Origin of the sequence: Swingsia samuiensis, from assembly GCF_006542355.1 — a bacterium.
Lineage (GTDB): Bacteria > Pseudomonadota > Alphaproteobacteria > Acetobacterales > Acetobacteraceae > Gluconobacter > Gluconobacter samuiensis.
In genome coordinates this window covers 500,252-524,679 of record NZ_CP038141.1, presented here as the reverse complement: position 1 = coordinate 524,679, position 24,428 = coordinate 500,252, and the positions used below count along the sequence as shown (strand labels likewise).

The following is a 24,428-nucleotide window of genomic DNA, read 5'->3' as shown; positions in this document are numbered from 1 at the left end:
CTATCGGCCAAGAACAGTTTGGAACATATTCAAATACTTACTATAAATATTCACAGCGAAATGCTGCTGATCGTTAATATGAGAAATCTGTTCCATTTGTTGTTCTAATGAAACTTGATTACCATTTAATGAACGTTCTTCTCCCAGATCACGATTATCAAAATCAGGAGCAACGGTGATATCATTTGTGTGCGTTGTGATTGGCGTAATATTGAATTGATTGAGGGTATTTTCAAAAGGCGAGATATCTTTGGGTTTGAAATTGGGCGTGTCAGCATTCGCGACATTCCCAGCCAAGATTTGCTGCCTTTCTTGTAGCCAGTTTAACCGCTCTCTTCCAAGAGAGAGCAGATCTGTTCCAGCTGTCGAAGAAGGAATGTTTTGCATATAAGGAACGTTTATACCTTTTGGATTCTTTCGAGGGCGTGGTCCTTATTTTGATCTTAAGTTCTTAATAAAAGGTTGAAGAAGCGAAAAATTTGGAAATAAAAATTAAGAATTGGTTTTATTTGAAGGTAAAAGAAAAACTATTAACTGCTTATTAATGTTTATTTTCTATCCCATTCAATATGGGAGATTGTTATGATTTTTGAGAGTAATATTTTACTTGTTCTATATTGCGTTGCTTTGTTGTTACTTATTTTCTTCATAAAACCAATTTTACAGAAAATAAAAAAACAGAGAATAAGAGCATGTAACTGCACTTCTTATTTATCTATCAAAGGTCAAATTTCTCTTGATCGAACAAGACGTTTATCTGTCGTGACATATGGCACAACAGAAGTTCTTATTCTAACGGGCGGAACACAGGATCTTATTTTAGAAAGCGGGAATAAGCCGGGTTTTGCATCTCTTGTGGAGCAAAAATCATGAGGAAAACCCTTTGGATTCTTTTTGTTGCTCTATGTGTGTTCACGCCTCATTTCGCTTTTGCTCAGTCCGTAAATATAGATTTGGGGCAGTCTGGAGGCACGGGAACAACAGGGCGTTTAATTCAACTTAGTGCTCTGATAACAGTTTTGTCTTTAGCGCCAAGTTTATTGGTCATGGTAACAGCCTTTACCCGGATTGTGATCGTACTGTCCTTGCTGAAAAGTGCGTTAGGCGCACAAGGCACACCTCCAAGCACTGTTTTAGTAGGGTTAGCCTTATTTTTAACGCTTTTTGTTATGCAGCCCACACTACAGAAATCTTGGGATACAGGGATATCACCACTGATGGCAGGACACGTAGAGGAAATGGAAGGCTTGCGCCTTACAGCTCAACCTTTTCATGATTTTATGGCTGCAACCGCTCGACCGCAGGATGTAACGACGTTTTTGAATATCGCTCATGAAAAACCTCCTGCAACGATGGCAGATATACCATGGCGGATTTTGACACCAGCGTTCATGGTAGGGGAATTGCGGCGAGGGTTTGAAATGGGTTTTTTGCTCTATCTTCCTTTTCTCATCATAGATCTCGTTGTTTCCAGCGTATTGATGAGTTTAGGGATGATGATGTTACCCCCCAGCACCGTATCGCTACCATTTAAGCTGATTTTCTTTGTCGCTGTTGATGGTTGGTCTTTGGTTGCTGGGAGTTTGGTCAAGAGTTTTACAGGGTAAAGTGCTTAACGTTCTGTGCTTCCAACGGTTAAACCAGTGCCGCGTGGATCAAGATCTCCGTGGCAGGTTCCGCCTTGGCATGTAATAACATTGACACGCCCTGACCCTGAATGAGGAATGGTGGCATTATGTGCTGCTGCTTGAGCGGCATCACCAACGGCATCAGCGGCATCATTTTGACCAGATGCTGCAATAACGGCTTTTAAAGCATGGTTGTGGTGTAAAATTGCTGCGGCTAGAAGTGGCTGAGGAGTTGTTGCAGGGGATGCCCCTAAAACAATGCCTGTGCTTCCTGCGATACGCCCTGTTCCAAAAAGGTTATTTTCACTTAATGTGCATGCAACAGCCATGCCATTACGATCAGTAACCACGAACGATGTTGATGCAGGTAGAGCCGGTAGGCGCGCATTACTTGTTTTGTTGCTATCTAATATGGCTTGCGCTTCACTTAGACTGCTCGATTTTGAAGCCCGCCAAGCGGCGACAGTACCTTGAGCATTGCTCCCGTTTTGATAGCGCATAGCCGCTCCAAGGCCACCATCGGCGGGAGGTGCGAGGAAAGAAGCGGTTAAGCGACCGGTTTGGGAATGAAGAGCATCGGTTTGAAGCGGCAGTGTATTACGTAAATCTTGGTTGGTAAGGCCACCACCAGCTTGCTGAGAAGCAGATGCATAGACTGTTGCCAAAGCACCGTTATAAAGATCACCCACCCCTGCAGAGTGAACACGGTCTAGAAAACTCGCAAGACGTGGTTGGGCAAGGTTGTCACCAGCAACAACTGTACCGGTTTCATCTCTTCCAAAGATGGCTTGGGCGTTTTTATCCGCTAAAAGTCCTATACGGACTGTGCTGAGGTCTGATGCAAGCGTACGGCTAACTGTCATTCCATTGCTAGCCAATTTTTGTGCTGGGAGAATAAGATCTCCAAAATCAACAGAGCCATACTGATGCTGCATTAGGTATAACCCACGCAACATAGCTGGTGTTGAAGCCGGACGATCCCCGCGTAAAGTCTGGCCAGCCTGAGGTAAGAAGACGATACTTTTGACGTCTCCATTGGGTGGAGCAACCAAGCAGGCTCCACCGCCGCCAAGGGACGCACGCGAGGGTAGTGTAACGCCAAGTGCAATAGCGGTTGCAGTTGCGGCGTCAACAGCATTGCCTCTGCGGGCCAAAACATCGTGGCCCACTAGGGTAGCTTGTGGTTCGTCTGAAACAATGGTGCCGATATTCCCGGAAAGGGTAGGCTCAGACGTTGGTCCAAATAATGTATTGACTACAGGAACATGTGAGCAGGCACTTAAAAGAAGTCCCGATGCCACAGAGGCTAGAAGGCCGAGAGATGTCCGGCGTGTAGTTTGTGAACCGTTGGTAGATATCTGGTCTCGACGTTGCGCCACCTGGCGTTTCTCCACTATCAGGTCTCGGTTTTGAGAATAACAACATATATGAAGATGTTATTATACACGAAGTTTCTATTATTCTTAACCGCAATCTACACGATATGGGAGAGGTTGGGCACCATCTCTTGAAAAAGTCTTTCTTTAAGGGGCTGAAAACGGTAGCATGAGGGGATTTTTATAAGTCTGGAGACTTTCGTGAAACAACGCATGTTTGCAACGGTTTTTGCTGCTGGAGCTTTCTTTTCTGCTGCTGTTGGAGGAAGTGCTCTGGCCGCAGGCACGGGATCAACAAATACTTTTTCGCCAGCACAAAGGGCTGAAATCGTAGAGATTCTCCGGCAGGCTTTAAAAGAGGACCCCACCATTTTAACGGATGCTATTGAGTCCTTAAAAACAAAAGCTGAGCAACAAAAGCAAGCAAACGCATTGAGTGCAGTGAATAGTCATTGGAGTGAATTAGCTTCAGCACCAATCTATGCCGTACGTGGGAATCCTTACGGTAAAGTCAGTGTGATTGAATTTTATGATCCACGTTGCTCCTATTGCCGCGCGATGGCACCGCAAATTGATCAGTTTTTAGCAAAGCATCCTGATATTCGTTTTGTTGAAAAGATTGTTCCTGTTTTAGGCAGCAGTAGTGTTTTAGACACACGTGCTATTATCGCGGCCAGTGCTCAAGGCAAGTATGACGTTATGCGTCGTGCTCTGATGCAAGACACGACCCGGCCGACAGAAGATCGTATATTGGAAGTTGCTAAAGCGAATGGCTTAGATGCAGACCGTCTGAAGGCTGATATGAGTTCCCCTACAACGGTAACCGCTATAACCACCAATCTTAATCAGGGGCATGATATTGGATTAGATGGTACGCCAACATTTCTGTTTGGAAGAGCCGTTGTCGCTCCGGGTGCTTTAACCTTGGACCAAATGGAAGGCTTTTTGGCTCAAGCTAAAAAAATCTGATTTCTATGCAAAATATTTTGCATCAGGAGGGAGAAAAAAAGCTCCCTCTTTTGATGGGTATTTTAAATGTAACCCCCGATTCTTTTTCTGACGGGGGTAATTTTTATGATCCGCACACTGCACTTGCTCACGCCAACCGCCTTTTAGAAGATGGCGCTCATATTCTTGATATAGGCGCTGAATCAACACGGCCAGGGTTTGAGGCTGTTTCAGCTGAAGATGAGTGGGCACGTCTTGCTCCGGTGTTGAACCCCTTACTTCAACAAGGAACCCTTGTTTCTGTTGATACGACAAAAGCGAGTGTAGCGAGGGCCTCTTTAAAGCAAGGGGTGCAGATCATTAATGATATTTGGGGATTGCAATCAGACTCAGAAATGCCTTTTGTCATTGCTGATTCAGCGGCTCATGTTGTTGTGATGCATAATGCTTTAAAGATAGATGCCGAGCGGGATATTATTGCAGATTGGAAGAGATTTTTTGATGTTTCTCTTAATCTTGCTGAAAAGGCGGGCATAGCAAAGGAACGTTTAATTCTTGATCCGGGGATAGGTTTTGCGAAAACCCCTGCGCAAAATATCCAAGCAATTCGTTCGTTAAAGATATTAAAATCCGAGTATCAACTACCAATCTTGTTGGGCTTATCCCGCAAATCAATGTTTGGTCATTTTTTGGGACGATCTGTAAAAGAGCGTTTAGCTGGAACCTTGGCAGCCAATATCGCCGGTGTTCATGAAGGGGCGGATATACTGCGTGTGCACGATATCCGTGAACATGCCGATGCGTTTAAAATGTACAATCTTATAAACGAGGGTCTATGATCAGTTCACCTCTTACATCCGTTTATGTAAAAGATTTGACCCTTTACGGTTTCCATGGGGTATTGGCTGAAGAAAAGAAGCTTGGTCAGCGTTTTATCGTTGATATGCATATTCAAGCCGACCTTACCTCGGCTGCACAGCAGGACGATTATCATCAGGCTGTCTGTTATAGTTCTTTGTGTGATGTCGCTGCTGAAATTATAAAAGGGAAGTCATTAGATTTAATTGAAACAGTTGCAGAGCATGTGGCAAATGCTGTTTTAGAGCGTTTTTCACGGGTTGAGTATGTTGAGATCACAGTGAGGAAGCCATCTGCTCCTGTTCCATATTCAATTAAAGAAGCCGCTGTCTGTGTAAAGAAACAACGCCTTCATAGCATTGGTTTGTCTTTGGGGGCTAACCTTGGAGAACGTGAATTTACACTAAGCGCAGCGATTGAGCGTCTTTCACTCTATGAGGGGATTGAGGTGCTCAAGACATCTAGTCTGTATGACAGTGCCCCGTGGGGAGGGGTAGAGCAGCCAGCTTTTATTAATATGTGCGTAACGGGAAAAACCTCTCTATCTCCGCATCAATTATTGAGAGCGTGTAAGGACATTGAAAGAGATTTGGGACGCCAGCCTAGCATTAGGTGGGGCGCTAGGGCTATTGATATTGATGTGCTGTATTATGGAGAGCGATCTGTTTCAGACCGTATCTTAGTGTTGCCGCATCGTCATTTATTTGAACGGGCTTTTGTGCTTGAGCCTCTTGCTGAAATTGCGCCGGATCAGAGAGTCGCTGGGCGTCGTATCGCCGATGCTTTGACCACGTTGCCACGAAGCAACGGAGATGTAACTCGACGGGATTAATGCGGCGTTAATCCTCCAGATAAATATCAAGCACATCCTCTGGACGCCCATCCATTCGGATTTTCCCGTTTTCCAACCAGATGACGCGTGTGCACCATTCTTTTAAGACTTTTGGTTGATGCGTCGATAGTATCAAGATATCCGCTTCTTCAATCATACTCCCTAAACGCTCTTTAGCTTTTAGCATAAAGTTACCGTCTCCTGCCAAAAACCATTCATCCATTAAAAGAATTTGTGGCGTTAAGGATGTTGCGAGTCCAAAAGCAAGACGTACTTTCATCCCTGAACTATAAGTTTTAACTGGCAAATCAATATAAGAGCCAAGTTCTCCAAATTCCTGAACATCTTGATCTATTCTCTCCACCTCTTGTTGAGAAAGACCGCCGTGCAATCCAAATAAACGAATATTCTCACGTCCAGTCAGTTCAGGGTTCATACCAAGGCTACTATCGAGGAGTGTTCCGATTGTTCCTTCTAGGCGAACACGTCCTTCAACTGGTTCATAAATCCCTGCTAATGTACGCAGAAGAGTTGTTTTTCCGGCACCATTACGCCCTATAAGGCCAACCCGTTCGCCTGGAGAAACCTCAAATGTAATATCATTCAGGACGCTCACCACCGTCCGATCTCGATTATCTTGAACCAAATGTGCGGAAGGAGAGCCTGCTTGCCATTTGGAAAATTTATCTCCGAGATGGCGTTTCAAAGAGCGGCTTTCACCATGATAAAGTGGGAAAATAATGCTCAAGTGCTGAACGGAAACTTTAGGCATTCAATTTCAAATCCAATAAGGAATACGTGAGCGCATACGGCAAAATAGTACAGCCGCCGCTATCCACAAAATAAGTCCCTGCCCAAAAGCTGTTTCCCAAACGAGTAGAGGAACATCCGTTCCAAGCAAGGGCCCTCTTAGCGTTTCAAAGACAGGATAAAAGGGATCCCATAAAAGATATTGCCGACCAGTTGCACTTAATAAGCTGGGTTGCCAAATGACGGGAGTAATAAAGAAAAAGATCTGCATTAAAGAGGCCATAATTGGAGCGATATCTCGAAAGCGTGCTCCCAGTAAGCCGATCATGAGCGTTATGGCAAAACTGTTCATAAGCCATAATGGAATACTTAACAGCATACTCCAGCTTTGCGTTGGCAACGCGTGGTAAAATGCAAACACCACGATAACGACCAACACGTGATGCAAAAACATTAAGACGTTTCGTATCAACAAACGAAAAACAGGTAATGTTGCGGGAAATCGGCGCGCATGGAACATAGATGCGCTTTGCGTAAAGACGGAAGCGGCATCACTGATGATGCCGTTAATATAGCCCCACAATACAATAGAAAGAGATAAGAAAGGGAGATAATGTTTGAGATCCATATGGAACAGGTAACCATAGATCCCTCCCAGCGCACCGATCATAATCGCAGTTGAAAGTGTCAGCCACAAAGGACCTAAGATAGAACCTCTGTAGCGTAGTTTAATATCCAACCAGCCCAGTGTCAGAGCGAGAGGGAAGAACCTTAACCCAGCTTTAAGGTCATCTAAAGCTGACCAAATACGGTTCATCCCTTTTTGTGGGGATAAATCAAGAATAGGTGTATGGGCGTTCCTGTTTTCCATAATATCACCCATAATCCTGAAAATACGTTATGCCCACCCCTTACATCCTTTTTTAACAGGCTCTCATGCTTTTTCTGGTCATTTAAAGAATGTTTTCTCTTGCATCTCAGGCCAGCCTCGCCGACATGGGAGTGATATGTCTTACGCAATAAAAGAAATGTTCATCACCCTCCAAGGAGAAGGTGCCCAGACAGGACGTACATCGGTATTCTGCCGTTTTACTGGGTGCAACCTTTGGTCTGGCCGGGAACAGGACCGTGACACAGCGGCCTGTCGTTTTTGCGATACTGATTTTATTGGTACAAATGGTGAGGGGGGTGGACGTTTTAAAACTGCAGAGCTCCTAGCAGAAGCTCTTGAGGCGTGCTGGTCGCGCACGGTAAAAAACACAGGCCAGCGATACGTTGTCTTTACGGGTGGGGAGCCTCTGTTACAACTCGATGATGCTCTTATTCAGGCTGTAAAAGCTTTTGGATTTGAAATTGCAGTTGAAACAAACGGAACGATCATTGCTCCACATGGGGTAGACTGGATTTGTGTTAGTCCTAAGCCAGATAGCAAACTCATTCAAACGCAAGGCTCTGAACTCAAGCTGGTTTATCCTCAAAAAGAACTTTCACCCGAAATGTTTGATACGCTTGATTTTAAGCATTTCTGGCTTCAACCCATGGATGGTCCCAACCGTTTTGAAAATACTCAAAAAGCGGTGGCTTTTTGCTTAGCCAATCCTCGTTGGCGCTTATCTCTTCAAACGCATAAGATGATTGGAATCCCATGAGTAATACTGCTCTCGTTTTATTCTCTGGCGGTCAAGATTCAGCGACGTGTCTTGCATGGGCTTTATCACGTTTTGAACATGTTGAAACGGTTGGGTTCTCATACGGTCAACGTCACGCGATTGAACTGGAGTGTCGAAGTACTTTACGTTCTCACATGGCTGAACATTCCTCGACTTGGGAAAAACGTTTGGGAATAGATCACACGATTGATCTTGCTTCTTTAGGTGCTGTGTCAGAAACGGCACTGACCCGTGAAGCTGAAATTGGGTTTAATGAGAATGGGTTGCCTAACACGTTTGTGCCGGGACGAAATCTAATCTTCTTAACTTTTGCCGCAGCACTCGCGTATCGGCGTGGAGCCAAACATATTATTACGGGCGTCTGCGAAACTGATTACTCTGGCTATCCAGACTGCCGTGATGATACGATTAAAGCCTTACAGGTTGCTCTCAACCTTGGAATGGATAAACGCTTTGTCCTGCATACACCGTTGATGTGGATTGATAAGGCTCAGACATGGGAGCTCGCTCAATCAATTGGAGGAAAACCTCTTGTGGAATTGATTAACCGCGAGAGCCATTCCTGCTATATGGGGGATAGAACTCATCTTCACGCGTGGGGGTATGGGTGTGGAACATGCCCTGCATGTCAGCTAAGAGCCGATGGATGGCAGCGCTTTAAGGAACGCCAAGCATGACCGTTGAACTCGTCTTTACGCGCCGCTTTTCAATGGGGCATCGTCTTATTGCAGGGACGAGTGAGAAATGTGCAATCCCTCATGGTCATAATGAATATGTTAAGGTTACTTTACGTCCGCAGGAGCCCAAACGGCTAGACGGCCATCAAAATATGGTTTTGCCTTTTGCGGACGCTAAAACACGCTGGCACAACTTTATTGATAATAGCCTAGATCATGCTTTACAGCTTTCTGAAGCAGATCCTCTGTTGGCGTGGTTTCAAGAGCATGAGCCTGAAAGGACATCTCGCATTGTTGTAACGCCGGGCGATCCTACAACAGAAATTATGGCGGCGTTACTTTTTGCTAAACTTTCAGCGATATTAGCTGCGCAAGGCGGTTTATTACGTGTTTATGAGATTGAACTTCAGGAAACACCAACGAATACCGTTAAGTTAGGAGGGGATCCCACCCATTATCTTCCCTATACGAACCGTCCTCCTCACCTTTGTTGGTGGAACAGGCCGGATATGAGTATTTCAGATTTGCCGGTGTTACGCTCTTAAAAGAGACATAATTTCCATACGAGCAGCATAGTCATCCTGCCATAAACCGCGTGCCACACTTGTAACGGTTGTGGAGCCTGGGGAGCGAACGCCTCTCATGCTCATGCACATATGCTCAGCTTCTACGACAACCAGCACGGCTTCAGGCGAAAGAATATCCATCATCCCTTGGGCAATTTGATCGGTCATCCGTTCTTGTAATTGAGGTCTGCGAGCAAAACCTTCCACCAAACGTGCAAGTTTGCTTAATCCTGTTAAACGGCCACCTCCGGGTAAATACGCAACGTGGGCTTTGCCATGGACCGGCAGAAGATGATGCTCACACATGGAATAAAAATGAATATCTTTCACGATCACTGCACCATTGTGTTGATCGGCTGAAAATTGTTTTTTGAGATGCTCTCGTGGGTCTTCGTATAATCCCTCGAAAATCTCTAAATACATTTTTGCAACACGTGTTGGGGTATCTTTAAGCCCCTCTCGGTCTGGGTCTTCACCAACGGCTTCTAAAATTTCGCGAACAGCAGATGCAATCCGACCTTGCGCATCTTGAGGCTTGGAAATAGCTTCTAACGGGCGCAACCCTTCTTGATGGCTGGGCCCATTTTGCGCTTTTTTATCAGTCATGATGCGACTTAAAACTCCTTGGATGCCCTATTAAGCATAGCCTTTACTGGACTGTGCCGGGTTTAAAAACCTCTTACTTCCTAGTTTTCTGCTGTTTGTGATAGACGTGCCATCGCCACTGCACCAACTCTTCTTGCGCAGATTGCCTTAATATAAGGTGTCGCTTCTGACAAGCTTTTAGAGGCATTCGGCGCGAAGTCTGGGTAGCGACGATGACTGGTTATCTTTTAACGGATTGGCGGAGCCCCCTAGAGCGTATTGAATGGTCTACTCAATTTCTACAAGAGTTCCAGTTTTGATGTCGTTAAGTCTGAAATGGTGCTGGCGCCAACTAAAGTCATGGTGACTTTAAGATCTGCGGCGATTAAAGAAATCAAATTAGAGACGCCTTTCTCCCCTTGTGCCGCTAGAGCATAAATATAAGAGCGCCCTAAGAGAACACCTTTTGCTCCTAAAGCAATCATTCGAGCGACATCCACGCCTGAACGAATGCCCGAATCAGCAAGGATAGTTGTACGATCGCCTACAGCGTCAACGATAGCAGGGAGGGCCTGCGTAGTTGACACAGCACCATCAAGTTGTCTTCCGCCGTGATTGGATACGATAATTCCATCTGCTCCCATGCGGAGCGCATCTTTTGCGTCTTCCGGGTCTAGTATCCCTTTGATGATGAGAGAGCCTTTCCAGCTTTCACGGATCCATTCAAGATCCTGCCAACGAATGGATGGGTCAAAGTTAGAGCCTATGAATCCCATGTAGTCAGACATGGTCATGGGTTGGCCTTTATAGGCCTCAATATTACCAAAAGAGAGAGGGCGCCCCATAAGGCCTACATCCAGAGCCCAACGTGGATGTGTAAGTGCTTGGAGATACTGACGCAATGAAGCTATCGGGCCAGACATTCCAGAGTGTCGATCTCGATAGCGTGAACCGGGCGTTGGCATATCAACTGTGAAAACGAGGGTTTTCATCCCGTTTGCCCATGCGCGATCGAGTGAGTTTTTCATATACCCACGATCTTTAAGAACATATAATTGTGACCAGAGATTTCCACCTGCTTTACGCGCCACTTCTTCGATTGGGCAGACTGAAACTGTGGACAGCGTATATGGAATGCCTGCACGCCGAGCTGAGCGAGCCGCTTGAACCTCTCCCCGTCGAGCATATAATCCAGTTGCACCAACTGGCGCGAGAGCGAAAGGTAAAGACCAGTTTTGACCAAGAATTTCAGTGTTAAGTGTTGGATTGCCGACACCTGTTAGGACGCGTTGTTTGAAATGCAGATTTTGTAATGTGTCGTAATTCGCACGCATGGTTTTTTCAGTGACGGCACCGCCATCTATATAATCGAATAAGAACCTTGGAAGGGTTCGTTTTGCAGCCGTGCGATAATCTGTAGGAGAAGAAATGATCATTAATTATATCTTTAATTAAAAGGGAAGGTTTTGAGAAAAAGCTCAATGGCTTTTGGTAATGTATCGAAAAAATGTGTTTTATTGAACAGGATTTTGGCGCTCAGTCAGATAAACTCTATCAAAAGATAATGATTATTATCTTAGCCGAGGTTTTGCAAAAAAAACCTTCTTGAGAATACAAACTATCTATTTTTTCGGATTAATATAATGGCGCGAGTGACGGGGCTCGAACCCGCGACCTCCGGCGTGACAGGCCGGCGCTCTAACCAACTGAGCTACACCCGCGTATTGCATGAAGCAATTCGCTTTCCGAGAGATTGTTTGAGAACCTCTCGTCTGATGGCGCTGATGTAACAGTATGCAGCATATGTGGCAATAGGCTTTTTTGAAAAAAAAGCATTTTCATGCTTTTTTAAAGTTTTATGTGCAATCTTTGCGTTCGTAACTAGCTTGGCAAAGAAGAATCTTTGGGTGTTGAACGTATGATCATGCGATGCTTTTGTAGCCCTTCGATAAGCTTTTCAGTATCTGTCGCGTCTATGACTACGCCAACAGGTCCATAAGCGGGGTGCTGAAAGGCAATCAGGGAGCCTTCGCTTAAAGTATCGAATTGCAAAGCCCAGTTTGTTTTTCTAATGGGAGAAATTTGGGCATTTTCTAATGTTGGAATGGATTGGTTTTCGAGAAGAGCACTTCGTGCTTCACCAAGACTGGTTATTAATTGGGTGAGTTGCTTCTCATCAAGGTCAATACTGCCAGCAACACCGCTTCCTTCTAAAAAAGATAAAGTGACCTGTTGCTTGTTCTTAGACCGAGTAACTTTCATACGAGGACCGGACATTTTTCTCTCCGAAGCTTATTCTGCGGGTGGAACACTATTTTGGAAAAAATCTCCCGCCCATGTCCACCAATTTAGACGAGTGGCTGTTATTGATAACGCTTCTGCCGCTTTTTGGGCTTCCACTGCTGTAGGAAATAATCCAAAGCATGTTGCGCCTGACCCACTCATTCGCGCCAATAGGCAGTTTTCTTGTTGAGCGATGGCTTGAAGAACATCGTTAATAAGGGGAAGAATCTGAATGGCTGGCTCTTGTAGGTCATTTGATGTTGTAAGGAGCCAGTTTTTAAGGTCAATCATGGATGACCATTTTACGGGAAATTGTGGTGTTGCATGATGTGTAAGGGAAGTCATGCTTGATAAGCGCCGGAAAACGTCCGGTGTAGAAACTGCCACCCCAGGGTTAATGAGCAGAATTCCACCTGATGGTGGGGGTGGAGTGGGAGATAATATTTCACCAATTCCTTCCATGCGCGCAGGCTCCTGCTGCACACACACCGGAACGTCTGCTCCAAGTTGGGCTGCGATAGCCAGAATATCGGGTTCTGGAATATCCCACTGCTTTGCGAGAAGACGTAAAATACAGGCGGCATCAGCGGAGCCGCCTCCTATTCCAGAAGCAATGGGAAGGTTTTTAATCAACGTTAAATCGAAGTGTTTATCGATTTGATGTTGTATTTGTAGAGATTTGACCGCTTTTAAAACTAAGTTGTTTTCATCCGCTTCTAGTTTCTGCCCGAAAGGCCCCGTAATATTCAGAGAGGTTTGGGCTGCTTCTCTTTCAAGAGTAAGAGTATCTGCGGCGTTTGCAAACACGGCGAAGCTGTCGAGGAGATGATAACCATCCGTGCGCCGTCCTGTAACGTGTAGATAGAGATTGATTTTTGCATGTGCGTTGGCGCTGGCTATCGTCATTTCTTTGTCTCAAAAATGGGGAGGTGAGGACCATTTTGTTGGAGGGCATTTAATAAAAGAGCTTTGTCCTGTGGAAGTGGATGATCGTCAAGCGATTGATTCCATTGGTCTTTTGCTTCAGTTTGTCGCCCAAGATACCAATATGCAACCCCGAGATGATATCCAATTTCAGGATCACTGGATGAGTGCTCCGCAGCTTGGATGAGAATAGGAAGAGACGTTTTTAAATCACCTGTATGCTTTAACAAGGCCCAAGCATAACTATCCTGAATGGAAGGGTTGTTTGGTTCAAGTTGTAAGGCACGTTTGAGAAGAGAGATTGCGTTTTCTTGATCTTCATTATGCTCAATATTACCGTACCCTACAAAGTTTAAAACTTCTGGCTGGTTGGGGGCGAGTTCTAAGGCCCGGTGCATGTCAGCCCGAGTGTTAATCCAGTTTCCAAGCTCTTCCTCTGCCATGGCGCGGCCAAGCAAAAGTGGCCACAGAGCCTCCTTGCGTGGAGGAGATGCTTTTATAGCGCTTGTGAATAATACGATGGCTTCATTATGATGCCCAAGTTCGTCTTCCACTTCAGCAAGTTGAGTTAAAAAGTCTGGATTGTCAGGAAGAATTTCTAAAGCTTGATACAGAGCTTGCGCTTCGCGATTAAGATCATGAGAGCTGCTGGCAAGGTTAACGCGCTCTTGTGCTGCGAGGGCTGCTAAAGGGTCTGTATTGGGGATGTGAGAGAGTTCTTCTAACCCTTCAGTAATTTGTTGGTTGTCACGAAAAATATCTGCAAGGAAAATGCGGGCAACAGTTAATGACGGATCAAAATAGAGTGCTTGTTTCAGGGTAATAATTGCAGGGTCTCTTTGAAGGCCTTCCTGCTGAATAACATCATTCAACATAAGAGCAATTTGGAAATCAAGGATTGCAAGCCCTTGGTTGGAAGATAGTGGCGGGCGTGACTTCAGGTTGTGTTGAAGAGGGCCAATAGTCAGGGACGCTAAAGGCGAGTTAACGCCAAGCGCTGTGATGCAATCAATGGCCGCTTGGTGCTGGTGCTTTGTTTCAAGCCAGCTACTATATGCTTGTGTATATAATATTTGCAGCAGCAAAGGATCATCAGGGGAACTCCCTACCTTTTGGTAAAGTGCTTTTGCTTGTGAATCGTCGGGGAGGCGCTCAGAAATCAAAGCAGCATGAAGTTGATAGAGCCGCCGTGTGCCTGCAAAGCTAGACGCTGAGTGTAAGGTATCCAGCGCTTGTTGTATGTGCCCTTCTTCTGCCAATGCCCAAGCGAGAAAGACGGGTTGCGCGGTGGAAATGAGCATCCCGTGATGGCTGTTATGATTGAGGAGATGGCGCATTTCATCCCAATTTTTATGGGAAGCTGCGTTTTGAACCAATATAAATGTTGCAATATCATGGTTGGGAAGAGTTTTGGCGAGTTGAAGGGCTTCTTCTTCGTGCCCACTCATTAAAGCGTAATGCAGAGTTTGTTCGTGGTATGTTAAATTATTGCCTGATAAAGCAAGGATACGATTGAGGGCATTATAGGCTGCATCAATATGTCCGCGTTGCATCATAACATTGGATGCTAAAATCCAACCGGTGAGGGACTTATCCGGATCAATTGTGGGTAGTGTTTTAATCTGAGGCGCAGCCTCGGCATTCACGAGAAGGGCGCTTGCTAAAAAAGCACTTGATAAACCCCGCTTGGTGAGGGAAAAAATAGTTTTGGGCCATTCACGTGTGATCTGCATAATACTCTAGCTTTTAATCATAAATCGGTTTTTAGCCAATCAAGGTCAAAATTTATGACACTCCAGTCTATTCTAAGCCGAACTGAGATATTGGCGGCATTGCAAGTGCAATGTGAATGGGGTGTGGATGAAGTCCTTCAAGAGGATGTATTGAATTGTCTGGAGATTGTAACACAGCCGCTTCCTCAGCGTCCAGTTGCGCCAGTTTATTTAAAGCCACAAGAAAAAGTGACGTCTCCTTCTGTAGGGGAAATAGAACAAGCACAGGACATTGCCGGTTTGATGCGTGCCGGTGAGGCGTTGGATGAGCTTTTCTTAGCACGTACGGCGACGCATCGTTTAATGCCTCATTTGGTAGAGAATGCTCCATTTATGCTCATCGGAGAAGTGCCGGATGCAGATGAAGATCGATCTGGGCACCTTTTTGCGGGGAAAGCGGGTGGGATTTTAGACAGAATGCTTGCGTCAATTGATGTGAAAAGATCACAAATTTCCATCGTTCCTGCACTGCCTTGGCGTCCTCCTGGTGGACGTAGCGTGACGGCGCAGGAAATGATGGCGTGTCGTCCTTTTTTGTTGAAAATTATAGAAATTTGTCAACCAGCGTTCGTGGTCACAATGGGAGTGACCCCTTTGCGCATGCTCACCGAGCAGACCGCCATGTTAAGTCGTGTGAGGGGGAAATGGTGCGACATATCGAATAACGACAAACACGCTTCGATTCGGCTTTTGCCGATGCGACATCCTTTGCAACTAGCAGCAAGTCCTTCTGCGCGTCGAAATGCATGGCAAGATATGCTGATATTGCGTCAAGAATTGAGCAAAACTAAATAGGATAAAATTAGTCCTAAATAATTTGTAAGAAAAATACAAAAAATATGAAAAAAGTCTCATAAAACCTTGCCGAACCACTAGAATATTTTTGGGCTGAGCTGTATCATCGCACAGGCTAGGGTTTTACGAACGATTAACATTTACTTGCTAGTTTGGTGAAAAACCGTTAGCAAGCATCTCGTTATGCGAAGGATTACCCCTTTCATCCCAGGAAGCACAGCACGAGCGTTGCTTGTGAGTGTGTTAATTTTGGCCGGTGGGACTTTTCATGCAGGATGTGCAGCGAGCGTACGTCCTCTCCCCCCTCAGCCTGATCATGCAGGTGATGAAACAGCATTTGCTGAAATTCAAATACCAGCCCATGGCGGAGATGCAGTTGGTTTACCGCATCCTCTGACTGCTGCTGATGCTAGTCGATACCGAGCTATTTTTCAGGCTCAACGCCGCGGTGATACCCAGACGGCGATTGAGCAGACGCGATTGTTGAAAAATACAGTTCTTCTGGGGGATGTTCTGGCGGATCGGTATTTGATGCCGAATGCACATCCCAATGTGGAGCAGCTTAAAGCGTGGCTGCGTACCTATCCCACGTCACCTGATGCTGCCAATATTCAGAAAGTGTTGGTAGGTCTTGCTCCCGCAGGGAGCGTTCAGGTTCAGAATTTTACGAAGTCTCTCTCTCCGGAAGATCGGCCGGATACGGTTCATTTGCCTGATGGGAAGACTTCGGATCCTCTATCCAAAGCCTTTACGCGGAACCCTCTTTTAGACAGGACGGTTCAAGAACGCGTTGCTTCTGGAGAAAAAGGGGCGATGAGTGCGTTACACTTAATTGATGTTACTCCGGGTATGACAGGGGCTTATGCGTCTCAATTATATGGGGAAGTTGCACTTAGTCTCTTAGCTCAAGGAGCAACGCGCAGTGCCTTACGCATTGGATGCGAAGGGTTTGAAAAAGGCAAACATCAAGTCGGACTGGCGGCATATGTTGCTGGTCTCTCGGCTTGGAGAGAAGGGCATACTGACACGGCTTATGAGCTGTTTCAGTCAGCGGCGAATTCTCCTGTTACCTCATCAGAACTACACGCAGCGGCTGCATTTTGGGCTGCTCGATCTAAAGCGCGTAGTCATGCTGTTTCTGCTTATGTGTCGTGGTTGCACCGCGCGGCTAATCATCATGATACGTTTTATGGGATGCTCGCTTCTCAAACATTAGAGCAGGGACGTAAAGGGCATGCTCACTTAGCTGATGTTGATATGGAAGTGACGCTTCATGATCCCGTTCCGGTTTTGAGTGAAATTGATGTTGAGGCGATTGGCGCTCTTGCTCAGGGGCAGCAGCTTTATGCTCTGCTTCAAGTTGGGGAGCGTGGACGCGCTGAGGATTTGATGCGTCGGATGTGGCCTGATTTGGTGGCAGATAGTGCACGATCAAGGTCTCTACAGTTGGTTGCTCAAGCTGCTGGTTTTGAAGATTTATCAGAGCAAATGGCGTCTCTGATTATGAGTGTGGGGGCTCACCCTAAAGAGGAAACAGAGGCTTTACCTTTCCCTAATCTGCATCCAAGAAACGGTTTTCGGATGGATCCCGCTCTGGTTTATGCGCTGACGCGGGTTGAATCCAATTTTGACTCAATGGCTGCATCCGGAGCCGGAGCGCATGGGTTGATGCAAATTCGGCCTATTACAGCAAGTTTTGTAACGCAGTCTCACCCTGTGTATGATGCTCATGGGCAAGCGGTTATTAATATCCCAGCCGATATGGTTGCTCGACTACATAATCCAAGCATGAATTTAGAAATTGGGCAGCTTTACGTTATTTATCTCGCGCATCAATCTGACCATGCAGGCATTTCGGCAACACAAGCAGGCGGGGGGGATCTTGTTCGTGTTTTGGCCTCTTATAATGCCGGCCCGGGAGCTATTGCGCGTTGGGAAAGCAATCAAAGCTCAAGCGTGCATGACCCGCTCTTTTTTATAGAAACCTTGCCGAATGCTGAAACGCGTGATTATGTTCATAAAACATTAACATATACATGGCGTTATGCAAAAAAGATGGGTATGGCAGCTCCCTCTTTAAAATCTTTGACGCGCGCTGAATGGCCGTCATTTAAGGCTGAACGGGCTTTGGCTCAAGAACATATAGCCTTGAATTAAGCCCTTTAGGATCCACTCCTCTTCCCCATCATTAAGGCGGGGGGAGTGGAGTGTTTTAGAAAAACTCTACCAGAGCTACGCCAGCAATAATAACAATCAGTATAACCAGCAAAATGATGGTTAAGCGTTTTTCAATAAAGTCACGAATGGATGGGCCAAATATTTGTAGAAGGGCTGCCTCTAAAAAGAAACGTGCTCCTCGTGTGACAATGCTTGCTAAAATAAAGGGTGTAAGAGGATAGTGTGCGGCGCCTGCTGCTAAGGTTACGAATTTATAGGGAAGAGGGGTTAGGCCTTTTCCGAGAATAATCCAAATGCCATAGCGTTGGAACATGTTTTCCAATGCCAGAATACGGCCATCAGCATGATAAAAATGCGCGATGGGTAAGCCGATATGTTGCATCAGGAATGCTCCGATAAACCAGCCCAGAACCCCTCCTGCAACACTGGCAAAGGTGCATATTGTAGCTAAAAACCAAGCCCGTTGGGGTTGTTCTAAGAGAATAGGGATTAGAATTAAATCGACTGGAAGAGGGAACACGGAGGCTTCAGCCACAGCAATAGCGATAAGCCACCAGACAGCATTGGGAGATGCTGCAAGGCGTGCAACACGATCATAGAGCGATTTAATCACAATATAAAACAACCTTTGGTTTTTAAGATGCCGGTATTCCTTAGCGGGAGTTAATTTTCTTTGGAATGTTTTTCTTTAACCCACTGCTGCTTTAAGGCCTTGGCCGGCGGCAAATGGGCACAAAGGAAGGCTGGCGAGTAGGCATGCTCCCAGTAAATCAAGGCTCGCTGTGGCGGAGGTGCCCAGCTGTGTGGCATAAGAGGCTGAAGCGCCAAAAATAAGAACAGGTGTGGCGAGTGGGAGTACGAGAAGGGGGAGCAAAACTCCTCCTCGACGGGCCCCTAAAACAATAGAAGCGGCCATCCCACCTAGTAGAGAAAGGCAAGCTGTGCCGATAGCGAGGGTTGTTAATAATAATGGCAGTTCATTGATTTTGATGCCTAGCATAATGCCCAGAGGAATACTTGCAAGGAGAAGGGGAATGCCTGTTGTAAGCCAATGAGCGGTTATCTTGGCGAGAGCAATGGCATAAGCAGGAAGTGTGGTGAGCATTAAGAGATCAAGAGAGCCATCTTCCAATTCAGCGCCAAACATTCTGTCGAGAGGAAGCAAGGAAGCTAAAAGCGCGCAGACCCATATAATACCTGGGCCCATATGGCGTAAAAGATCTGGTGAGGGACCTAGAGCAAGAGGAAATAAACTGCCGCAAAGGATAAAAAATAAGACTGAAGCGAGGGTATCTGCTCCAAAACGAAACGCAATATTTAAATCTCTCAAGATTAAAGCGGTAAATATTTTCATAAAAGCCAGAATGTATCGGATGGAGCTAAAGAAGGGAGCGTATAGGACAAGGTATTTTCTAAAGGCAAAGGAACGTGGGTTGTCACAATCATGGCCCCGCCGTTATTGCGGTGGGCAGACATAATCCTGCCGATGTTTTGAATGCTCCGAGCATCCATTCCGACCGTTGGTTCATCTAAAAGCCATAACGGGGCATTTGAAAGCATCACACGAGCAAAAGCCGCTCTGCGTTTTTGCCCTGAGGAGAGTAAGCGTGCGGGTTGGTCGATGAGATGTTCAAGTTCAAGGCTTTTGAGGACTGTTGTGAGATTGTTTTGACCAAGCTGGGCTGATAAGGCGAGATTTTGTGCTACTGTAAGACCGGGCTTAAGTGCATCATGATGGCCGAGCCAAGAGAGAGAACATTGGCGTAAAATCGAGCCATGATCCGGTTTTCTAAGGCCTGCGATTGTGCGAAGAAGGGTAGATTTTCCTGCTCCATTTTCTCCTGTCAAAATCAAGGCATCTCCTGCGTAGAGAGATAAAGTGATCTGATCAAGAACAAGCCTGTCTCCACGAATAACAGAGACGTCTTTTACATCCAAAAGGGGAGAGGTGACGTGAGGAGACAGGGGCGCATCAGGCATGAAGTAAGGGGTCTTATTAGAAGATCAGCTTGGGAAAAGCGAATTTATGTTTTTTGTAAACGAGAAAAGCACTATAGATAAAGCAGTTTTTATCATGTTGGATGATCGGTGAGGGGGAGTTTCTAAACTGACAGATCTGGTATTGCAGGCAAAGGCTATTGTTAAGTCTTTTGGAGCGAATAAAATTCTGCAAGGAATATCGCTGGATGTTGAGCGTGGAGAACTTGTTTCCATTATTGGCCCTTCAGGCTGCGGCAAGTCGACGTTTTTACGGTGCTTGAATTTTTTAGAGCACCCTGATTCTGGTTCTGTCTGTATCGAAAATATAATGCTGTCGTGTTCAGGGGGGCATTGGAGCCGCAAGCACGAGGCTCAAGCGCATCAATTGCGTTCACACGTAGGAATGGTGTTTCAAGCCTTTAATCTTTTTCCACACCGAACGGTATTAGATAATGTCATGATGGCACCGATGCACGTTAAGGGCGTTTCATCTGTAGAGGTGCGTGATATTGCGTGTAATTTGCTTGAGAAGGTTGGTTTGGGGGCTCTTAAAGAGCGTTATCCCGATAGTTTATCTGGAGGGCAGAAGCAGCGTGCCGCCATTGCCCGTGCTTTAGCGATGAAGCCTTCTGTGATGTTATATGATGAGCCGACATCTGCGCTTGATCCAGAAGTGTCGGAAGAGGTTCTGTCTGTCATGCGGGATTTGGATACGGAGGGGATGACGCAGATTGTTGTAACGCATGATATGCGCTTTGCTCGTGCGGCTTCAGATCGTGTATTGTATATTGAAGGTGGCCAGATCGTTGAGAGTGGGGAGCCTGAGTTAATGTTTGCTAACCCGACGCATGAACGGACACGGCGCTTTTTGCGGACAATTCTCTAATGAAAAGAGTGACAGCACTTTTCTGTGCTCTAATGGTGCTGTGCGCATCCGGGGCTTATGCTGAACCTATCTCTATTCCCGGTGCAAAGGGCGTAACAGATTTACCATGGGCCTCGGATGGGGAGGCCAATGTTCCTTACGTGTTTCATGATCCGCAACATGAATCACAAATGACCGGGTTTGAGTATGATCTGGTGAATGCCCTTGCTGAAAGAATGCATAAAAAAGCAAGGTTTGTTCAGAATGATTGGGACGGTCTTATTCCCGGGTTGTCCCGTGATTTATATGCGATGGTGGTCGATGGTATTGAAATGACCCCTGAGCATAAGGCTGCTGTATTATTTTCTCGTCCTTATTACGTGACGAGTGAGCGAATTGTTATTCGTAAGGATGAAACAGGGCTGGATACACTGGATGCTTTAAAAACGCACAAAGTTGGAACTATTAAAAATACAATTGCTGAACGAATGTTGCAAAGGGTGGGAGAGGTCACCTTAAGTTCGTATGAAGAAGAGACAAATGCCTTTTCAGATTTGAGAAATGGCCGGTTGGATGCGATTTTGTTGGATGCCCCTATAGCGCTGTATTATGGCTCCATTACGGATGATATGAAGCTGGTGGGCGAACCCATTGGTAGTATGGAATATGGGATAGCATTTAGTCAGGGTAGCCGGGCATTACGGGATCAGGTGAATGTTGCCCTGAATGAATTGATAAAGGATGGGACGCTTCATAAAATTCTGGCTCAATGGAATTTGTGGACCCCTTTAATGGAGAACTATACGGGGGATCATTCACACCTCGATATACCCCCCGTGAAATGGCAGCAGTATAAGACGGCTATGGCCGGAATGAGCGGAAGCGAGTGGAAGGTTCTGCTGCATCGATATATTGGTTTTCTACCCCTTATTGGGAAAGCCGCTTTGATGACCCTTGCCGTCTCTGCTTTGGCAATGGTCTTAGCTGTTGGGTTGGGTCTAGTGCTGGCTTTGTCACGCCACTATGGCGGGATGGTCTTGAGGGTTTTGGTCGGGTTATATGTGGAAGTTATTCGAGGCACGCCTTTACTGATTCAAGTGCTCTTTATTTTCTATGGGCTGCCAGCTTTTGGAGTGCGTTTGTCTCCTTTCATGGCAGGGGTCTTATCGCTGGGCCTAAATTACTCAGCTTATGAAGCAGAAAATTATCGTGCAGGGTTGCTTTCTGTTCCGCGAGGGCAAATGGAAGCGGCTGTTGCATTAAACATGACCCATTGGCAGTCTTTAAGGCTAGTGATTATCCCTCAGGCTTTCCGTACCGTTGTGCCTGTAATGACGAATGATTTTATTTCATTGCTGAAAGACAGTTCATTGGTTTCTGTCATTACATTGACTGAGTTAAGCCAGACGTATGTGCGCTTATCGGCAACATATTATGATTATTTTGGCACAGGTTTGATGGTGGGTGCCGCGTACCTTCTGCTCGGACTGCCTTTTGTTCGTTTAGCACGGTTCGTAGAGAAAAGAATGGGGCGGAGTATGGGGCCCCATCTTGGACATCACTGAGGGGCCGCTGGGTCTTGTCCGGCGGATGAATTTTTAAGGTCTTGCGTTGAAAGGTGTCCATTAAACCCATCTTGTAAAAGATGTGCCCAAAGAGGAAGCCATTTTTTCGCATGCGTCATAAAGAGCGAAGCTTCGGGATATGAATGTAAGGAGTTGTTTGCCCAGTTTGAAAGAGGCGCTAACAATTGATGAGATGTTTTATCAAGAGGAGGCATGAACATTTGAACGGTTTCAAATTGGGCATTGGGGCTTCCCTGTTGTAAGGTAGCATGACCCCAGGTTGCAGTAATAAAAAAAGATGGAACCGGGAAGCCTAAGGTATTTAATCGATTGAAAGTGGTCTTGATAAAAGGATCTGGGCTGATTGGATGATCAACCATCAGAGCAGTCGCTAAAAAAGAACACTCCTCTGATTGATCGGTTTGAGGCGCGAAAAGCGTTATATAATTACGATTATCATGACATGCCGCATCAAGATAATTAATGTTGTCAGCAGAGATGGGTTCTTGCGTCGCTGTGACGATAATTATACCAGAAACGCTTCCATTCTCAGTCCGGACAAGTGCTTGGGATGATAACGCTTCATTGGGGGGCAAGCGTGCAGACAGAATGGGGTGCCAGTTTCCTTCAGGGAGAGGCACTATACGGCCCGCAATTGAAATATGGTCATGTACGAATATGGTCGGATCAGGCTCTAGAACTTCAGTTTGATTGTCATTATTGGGATTGGGAGCGGTTTGAAAAGAAAGACTATGGCTGCTACCCGGTAGCCAAGGAAGTGCTTTTTTAAGACCTTCTGTTGGGAAGAAAGCGGCCATTCCTGTCGTGGCGATTGCTCCTATCAAACAGGCGCGCCAGATAGGGGCTCTTTTCCAGAGGCGTGAGAAAGCCGTCATAAACGACTTTCTTTCCTCAGTTGAATGTCTTGTTCTGAAACGATTTCAGCAACAACATTGTTTTCCTGTGAAACTAAGCGGACTTTCTTTGCGCCTTGCTGACGAGCGATAATGAGGCTTTCACTAATCATATCCTCAATAGAGCGTACCAAATCACGCGCACTGGCTCCCGTGCCAAGGTTTTTCTGTTTTTGCATCACTTGGAAAAGAAGGTTTGCGTCAATTCCACCTGCTTCAACATGCAAACCATAGCTTTCAATCATGGCTTCGATCTCAAGAGCAGCAACGCGCGCTAAATCTAATCCGCGCAAAGAGCGGAAAATAAAAATACGATCAATACGGTTTAAAACCTCTGGAGCAAAACCTGACCGTCGCAGTGTCTCAACGGATTCAGCGCGCATTTTATCTGGATCGTCTGCCAATCGATCAGCAATTTCAGTTAAGGCTTCTGTTGCAATATTGGATGTCAGCATAAAGATGGCACGGGTTGTTGAAACTTGCTCTCCCGTAGAGGCCTCAGTAATATGACCATCATTCCATGCTGTTAAGAATTTTTTAAACACATCTGGATGTGCTTTTTCAATCTCATCCAAAAGGACGACAGCATCTGGGTTTTCTTTTAGCCCACCAGTTAATTTTCCAAATGTATCAGAACCAACATATCCTTTGGGCGAGCCAAAAAGTTGAGTGGCCGCATGAGCGCTCGACATTTGCGTCATGTCGAAATGGAGAAGGGGGCGATCCATCTGTCGTGCAATCTGTTTGGCCAAGTATGTTTTGCCTGTTCCTGGCGGCCCGGCCAGAAGGAACACACCAACGGGTTTTCCGCGGGTTTTGAGAGCAAGGCGGCGTCTGAGCTGTTGGGATATATCTTCACAGACTTTATCTTGTCCGATGATGCGGGCTCGTAAGGATGCCGCGAGTTCTTCTGCATCAATAACAGTTTCATGTTGTTCGCGAGCCATAAGCTCTTCAAGTTCTGTACGGTTGGTGAGGCGGCTGAGAACATCCATGAGTAAGCTTTTCCTTCGGCGTAATCCCTTGCGTGCTATTTTTTCAGAAGAACTTTCATGACATAAACCAATAATTGTAAAAAAGCTCATCATAGCAGCAAGTGGTAAGTAAAATTCACGACCACTATCTATAATTGTGTATAAACTATGCGTAGAAAGGTGCAGCATAACGGCAACCTGCACGATTGCCAGAATAACAAATAAAGCCATCATTAACGGCATCGCTCGGTTGAGCATTGGAATGAGGGATTTAAACACCTTTCGCCT

At 45.9% G+C, this 24,428-nt stretch carries 26 protein-coding genes and 1 tRNA gene; 12 read left to right on the top strand and 15 right to left on the bottom strand.

Annotation, left to right across the window (positions count from 1 at the left end):
* Entirely contained in the window at nt 1-387 is a 387-nt protein-coding gene (locus E3D00_RS02520; protein ID WP_141459654.1) for a flagellar basal body rod protein FlgB, read from the bottom strand.
* A gap of 195 nt (nt 388-582) precedes the next feature.
* On the opposite strand from E3D00_RS02520, the gene E3D00_RS02515 reads away from it, so the two are divergent.
* The gene (locus tag E3D00_RS02515) at nt 583-873 is read left to right on the top strand and encodes a hypothetical protein (RefSeq protein ID WP_141459652.1); all 291 of its coding nucleotides are present in this window, start codon (nt 583-585) and stop codon (nt 871-873) included.
* Nucleotides 870-1,607: a flagellar type III secretion system pore protein FliP gene (gene fliP / locus E3D00_RS02510; RefSeq protein WP_141459650.1), complete on the top strand. Its 738-nt coding sequence runs from the start codon at nt 870-872 to the stop codon at nt 1,605-1,607. Before E3D00_RS02515 ends, fliP begins: the two co-directional genes overlap by 4 nt.
* 5 nt (nt 1,608-1,612) lie before the next feature.
* Here fliP and E3D00_RS02505 read toward each other — a convergent pair whose 3' ends face one another.
* Entirely contained in the window at nt 1,613-3,007 is a 1,395-nt protein-coding gene (locus E3D00_RS02505) for a gamma-glutamyltransferase (protein WP_246091473.1), read from the bottom strand.
* 198 nt (nt 3,008-3,205) lie between these two features.
* On the opposite strand from E3D00_RS02505, the gene E3D00_RS02500 reads away from it, so the two are divergent.
* Genes E3D00_RS02500 through folK form a run of 3 tightly spaced genes read left to right on the top strand, consistent with a single transcriptional unit; the run spans nt 3,206 to nt 5,642 of the window.
* A complete protein-coding gene (locus E3D00_RS02500; RefSeq protein WP_246091472.1) occupies nt 3,206-3,973 on the top strand; it encodes a DsbA family protein in 768 nt (255 codons plus the stop codon).
* A 5-nt stretch (nt 3,974-3,978) separates the two neighbouring features.
* A complete protein-coding gene (gene folP / locus E3D00_RS02495; RefSeq protein ID WP_220093255.1) occupies nt 3,979-4,791 on the top strand; it encodes a dihydropteroate synthase in 813 nt (270 codons plus the stop codon).
* On the top strand, nt 4,788-5,642 hold the full coding sequence (gene folK, locus E3D00_RS02490; RefSeq protein WP_141459646.1) for a 2-amino-4-hydroxy-6-hydroxymethyldihydropteridine diphosphokinase: 855 nt from the start codon (nt 4,788-4,790) through the stop codon (nt 5,640-5,642). The genes folP and folK overlap by 4 nt, the downstream gene beginning before the upstream one ends.
* A 7-nt stretch (nt 5,643-5,649) precedes the next feature.
* On the opposite strand, the gene E3D00_RS02485 is transcribed toward folK, so the two are convergent.
* Nucleotides 5,650-6,414 carry an ABC transporter ATP-binding protein gene (locus E3D00_RS02485; protein ID WP_141459644.1) on the bottom strand — a complete coding sequence of 255 codons (765 nt, stop codon included), beginning with the start codon at nt 6,412-6,414 and terminating at the stop codon, nt 5,650-5,652.
* Nucleotides 6,415-6,420: 6 nt separating this feature from the next.
* Entirely contained in the window at nt 6,421-7,275 is an 855-nt protein-coding gene (locus tag E3D00_RS02480) for an ABC transporter permease (protein ID WP_246091471.1), read from the bottom strand.
* Nucleotides 7,276-7,399: 124 nt separating this feature from the next.
* Here E3D00_RS02480 and queE point away from each other — a divergent pair, with 124 nt between their 5' ends.
* Genes queE through E3D00_RS02465 form a run of 3 tightly spaced genes read left to right on the top strand, consistent with a single transcriptional unit; the run spans nt 7,400 to nt 9,284 of the window.
* The gene (gene queE / locus E3D00_RS02475) at nt 7,400-8,041 is read left to right on the top strand and encodes a 7-carboxy-7-deazaguanine synthase (RefSeq protein ID WP_141459642.1); all 642 of its coding nucleotides are present in this window, start codon (nt 7,400-7,402) and stop codon (nt 8,039-8,041) included.
* Complete coding sequence (gene queC / locus E3D00_RS02470; RefSeq protein WP_141459640.1) at nt 8,038-8,739, top strand: 7-cyano-7-deazaguanine synthase QueC; 702 nt, start codon at nt 8,038-8,040, stop codon at nt 8,737-8,739. Before queE ends, queC begins: the two co-directional genes overlap by 4 nt.
* Nucleotides 8,736-9,284 carry a 6-pyruvoyl trahydropterin synthase family protein gene (locus E3D00_RS02465; protein ID WP_141459637.1) on the top strand — a complete coding sequence of 183 codons (549 nt, stop codon included), beginning with the start codon at nt 8,736-8,738 and terminating at the stop codon, nt 9,282-9,284. The genes queC and E3D00_RS02465 overlap by 4 nt, the downstream gene beginning before the upstream one ends.
* Here E3D00_RS02465 and folE read toward each other — a convergent pair.
* The 6 genes from folE to E3D00_RS02435 form a co-directional block, all read right to left on the bottom strand.
* Entirely contained in the window at nt 9,273-9,911 is a 639-nt protein-coding gene (gene folE / locus E3D00_RS02460) for a GTP cyclohydrolase I FolE (protein ID WP_141459635.1), read from the bottom strand. The genes E3D00_RS02465 and folE overlap by 12 nt on opposite strands.
* Nucleotides 9,912-10,189: 278 nt before the next feature.
* Entirely contained in the window at nt 10,190-11,326 is a 1,137-nt protein-coding gene (gene lldD, locus E3D00_RS02455; RefSeq protein ID WP_141459633.1) for an FMN-dependent L-lactate dehydrogenase LldD, read from the bottom strand.
* Nucleotides 11,327-11,534: 208 nt separating this feature from the next.
* A tRNA-Asp gene (locus E3D00_RS02450) sits at nt 11,535-11,611 on the bottom strand.
* Nucleotides 11,612-11,771: 160 nt separating this feature from the next.
* The gene (locus E3D00_RS02445; protein WP_246091470.1) at nt 11,772-12,167 is read right to left on the bottom strand and encodes a hypothetical protein; all 396 of its coding nucleotides are present in this window, start codon (nt 12,165-12,167) and stop codon (nt 11,772-11,774) included.
* A gap of 15 nt (nt 12,168-12,182) precedes the next feature.
* Complete coding sequence (locus E3D00_RS02440; RefSeq protein ID WP_141459631.1) at nt 12,183-13,079, bottom strand: 4-(cytidine 5'-diphospho)-2-C-methyl-D-erythritol kinase; 897 nt, start codon at nt 13,077-13,079, stop codon at nt 12,183-12,185.
* On the bottom strand, nt 13,076-14,830 hold the full coding sequence (locus tag E3D00_RS02435; RefSeq protein ID WP_141459629.1) for a tetratricopeptide repeat protein: 1,755 nt from the start codon (nt 14,828-14,830) through the stop codon (nt 13,076-13,078). Before E3D00_RS02435 ends, E3D00_RS02440 begins: the two co-directional genes overlap by 4 nt.
* Before the next feature lie 54 nt (nt 14,831-14,884).
* Between E3D00_RS02435 and E3D00_RS02430 the strand changes: the two genes are divergently transcribed.
* Together E3D00_RS02430 and E3D00_RS02425 are read left to right on the top strand one after the other, a co-directional pair.
* Nucleotides 14,885-15,664, top strand: coding sequence for a uracil-DNA glycosylase (locus E3D00_RS02430; RefSeq protein ID WP_141459627.1), 780 nt, complete (start codon nt 14,885-14,887; stop codon nt 15,662-15,664).
* A 234-nt stretch (nt 15,665-15,898) separates the two neighbouring features.
* Entirely contained in the window at nt 15,899-17,821 is a 1,923-nt protein-coding gene (locus tag E3D00_RS02425; protein ID WP_246091469.1) for a transglycosylase SLT domain-containing protein, read from the top strand.
* Nucleotides 17,822-17,876: 55 nt separating this feature from the next.
* Here E3D00_RS02425 and E3D00_RS02420 read toward each other — a convergent pair whose 3' ends face one another.
* The 3 genes from E3D00_RS02420 to ccmA all read right to left on the bottom strand — a co-directional run bounded on the left by E3D00_RS02420 (nt 17,877) and on the right by ccmA (nt 19,822).
* The gene (locus E3D00_RS02420; protein WP_141459625.1) at nt 17,877-18,455 is read right to left on the bottom strand and encodes a YqaA family protein; all 579 of its coding nucleotides are present in this window, start codon (nt 18,453-18,455) and stop codon (nt 17,877-17,879) included.
* Between the two features lie 75 nt (nt 18,456-18,530).
* Nucleotides 18,531-19,196 (bottom strand): heme exporter protein CcmB, encoded by a 666-nt coding sequence (ccmB, locus tag E3D00_RS02415; protein ID WP_141459623.1) that lies wholly within the window; start codon nt 19,194-19,196, stop codon nt 18,531-18,533.
* Entirely contained in the window at nt 19,193-19,822 is a 630-nt protein-coding gene (gene ccmA, locus E3D00_RS02410; protein ID WP_141459621.1) for a heme ABC exporter ATP-binding protein CcmA, read from the bottom strand. The genes ccmB and ccmA overlap by 4 nt, the downstream gene beginning before the upstream one ends.
* 136 nt (nt 19,823-19,958) lie before the next feature.
* Between ccmA and E3D00_RS02405 the strand changes: the two genes are divergently transcribed.
* On the top strand, nt 19,959-20,708 hold the full coding sequence (locus E3D00_RS02405) for an amino acid ABC transporter ATP-binding protein (RefSeq protein ID WP_246091512.1): 750 nt from the start codon (nt 19,959-19,961) through the stop codon (nt 20,706-20,708).
* Complete coding sequence (locus E3D00_RS02400) at nt 20,708-22,252, top strand: ABC transporter substrate-binding protein/permease (protein WP_141459617.1); 1,545 nt, start codon at nt 20,708-20,710, stop codon at nt 22,250-22,252. The genes E3D00_RS02405 and E3D00_RS02400 overlap by 1 nt, the downstream gene beginning before the upstream one ends.
* On the opposite strand, the gene E3D00_RS02395 is transcribed toward E3D00_RS02400, so the two are convergent.
* Together E3D00_RS02395 and E3D00_RS02390 are read right to left on the bottom strand one after the other, a co-directional pair.
* Nucleotides 22,246-23,148: a hypothetical protein gene (locus E3D00_RS02395; RefSeq protein ID WP_141459615.1), complete on the bottom strand. Its 903-nt coding sequence runs from the start codon at nt 23,146-23,148 to the stop codon at nt 22,246-22,248. The two genes, E3D00_RS02400 and E3D00_RS02395, sit on opposite strands and share 7 nt — an antisense overlap.
* The gene (locus E3D00_RS02390; protein WP_141462332.1) at nt 23,145-24,398 is read right to left on the bottom strand and encodes an AAA family ATPase; all 1,254 of its coding nucleotides are present in this window, start codon (nt 24,396-24,398) and stop codon (nt 23,145-23,147) included. The genes E3D00_RS02395 and E3D00_RS02390 overlap by 4 nt, the downstream gene beginning before the upstream one ends.
* Between the last annotated feature and the right edge of the window lie 30 nt (nt 24,399-24,428).

Coding starts and splice junctions, on each gene's coding strand:
- queC (WP_141459640.1), top strand. CDS start 8,038: ATGAGTAATACTGCTCTCGTTTTATTCTCTGGCGGTCAAGATTCAGCG.
- E3D00_RS02400 (WP_141459617.1), top strand. CDS start 20,708: ATGAAAAGAGTGACAGCACTTTTCTGTGCTCTAATGGTGCTGTGCGCA.
- E3D00_RS02435 (WP_141459629.1), bottom strand. CDS start 14,830: ATGCAGATCACACGTGAATGGCCCAAAACTATTTTTTCCCTCACCAAG.
- E3D00_RS02520 (WP_141459654.1), bottom strand. CDS start 387: ATGCAAAACATTCCTTCTTCGACAGCTGGAACAGATCTGCTCTCTCTT.
- folK (WP_141459646.1), top strand. CDS start 4,788: ATGATCAGTTCACCTCTTACATCCGTTTATGTAAAAGATTTGACCCTT.
- queE (WP_141459642.1), top strand. CDS start 7,400: ATGTCTTACGCAATAAAAGAAATGTTCATCACCCTCCAAGGAGAAGGT.
- ccmA (WP_141459621.1), bottom strand. CDS start 19,822: ATGCCTGATGCGCCCCTGTCTCCTCACGTCACCTCTCCCCTTTTGGAT.
- lldD (WP_141459633.1), bottom strand. CDS start 11,326: ATGATCATTTCTTCTCCTACAGATTATCGCACGGCTGCAAAACGAACC.
- E3D00_RS02465 (WP_141459637.1), top strand. CDS start 8,736: ATGACCGTTGAACTCGTCTTTACGCGCCGCTTTTCAATGGGGCATCGT.
- E3D00_RS02515 (WP_141459652.1), top strand. CDS start 583: ATGATTTTTGAGAGTAATATTTTACTTGTTCTATATTGCGTTGCTTTG.
- E3D00_RS02445 (WP_246091470.1), bottom strand. CDS start 12,167: ATGTCCGGTCCTCGTATGAAAGTTACTCGGTCTAAGAACAAGCAACAG.
- E3D00_RS02430 (WP_141459627.1), top strand. CDS start 14,885: ATGACACTCCAGTCTATTCTAAGCCGAACTGAGATATTGGCGGCATTG.
- fliP (WP_141459650.1), top strand. CDS start 870: ATGAGGAAAACCCTTTGGATTCTTTTTGTTGCTCTATGTGTGTTCACG.
- E3D00_RS02440 (WP_141459631.1), bottom strand. CDS start 13,079: ATGACGATAGCCAGCGCCAACGCACATGCAAAAATCAATCTCTATCTA.
- E3D00_RS02390 (WP_141462332.1), bottom strand. CDS start 24,398: ATGCTCAACCGAGCGATGCCGTTAATGATGGCTTTATTTGTTATTCTG.
- E3D00_RS02480 (WP_246091471.1), bottom strand. CDS start 7,275: ATGGGTGATATTATGGAAAACAGGAACGCCCATACACCTATTCTTGAT.
- ccmB (WP_141459623.1), bottom strand. CDS start 19,196: ATGAAAATATTTACCGCTTTAATCTTGAGAGATTTAAATATTGCGTTT.
- E3D00_RS02395 (WP_141459615.1), bottom strand. CDS start 23,148: ATGACGGCTTTCTCACGCCTCTGGAAAAGAGCCCCTATCTGGCGCGCC.
- folP (WP_220093255.1), top strand. CDS start 3,979: ATGCAAAATATTTTGCATCAGGAGGGAGAAAAAAAGCTCCCTCTTTTG.
- folE (WP_141459635.1), bottom strand. CDS start 9,911: ATGACTGATAAAAAAGCGCAAAATGGGCCCAGCCATCAAGAAGGGTTG.
- E3D00_RS02485 (WP_141459644.1), bottom strand. CDS start 6,414: ATGCCTAAAGTTTCCGTTCAGCACTTGAGCATTATTTTCCCACTTTAT.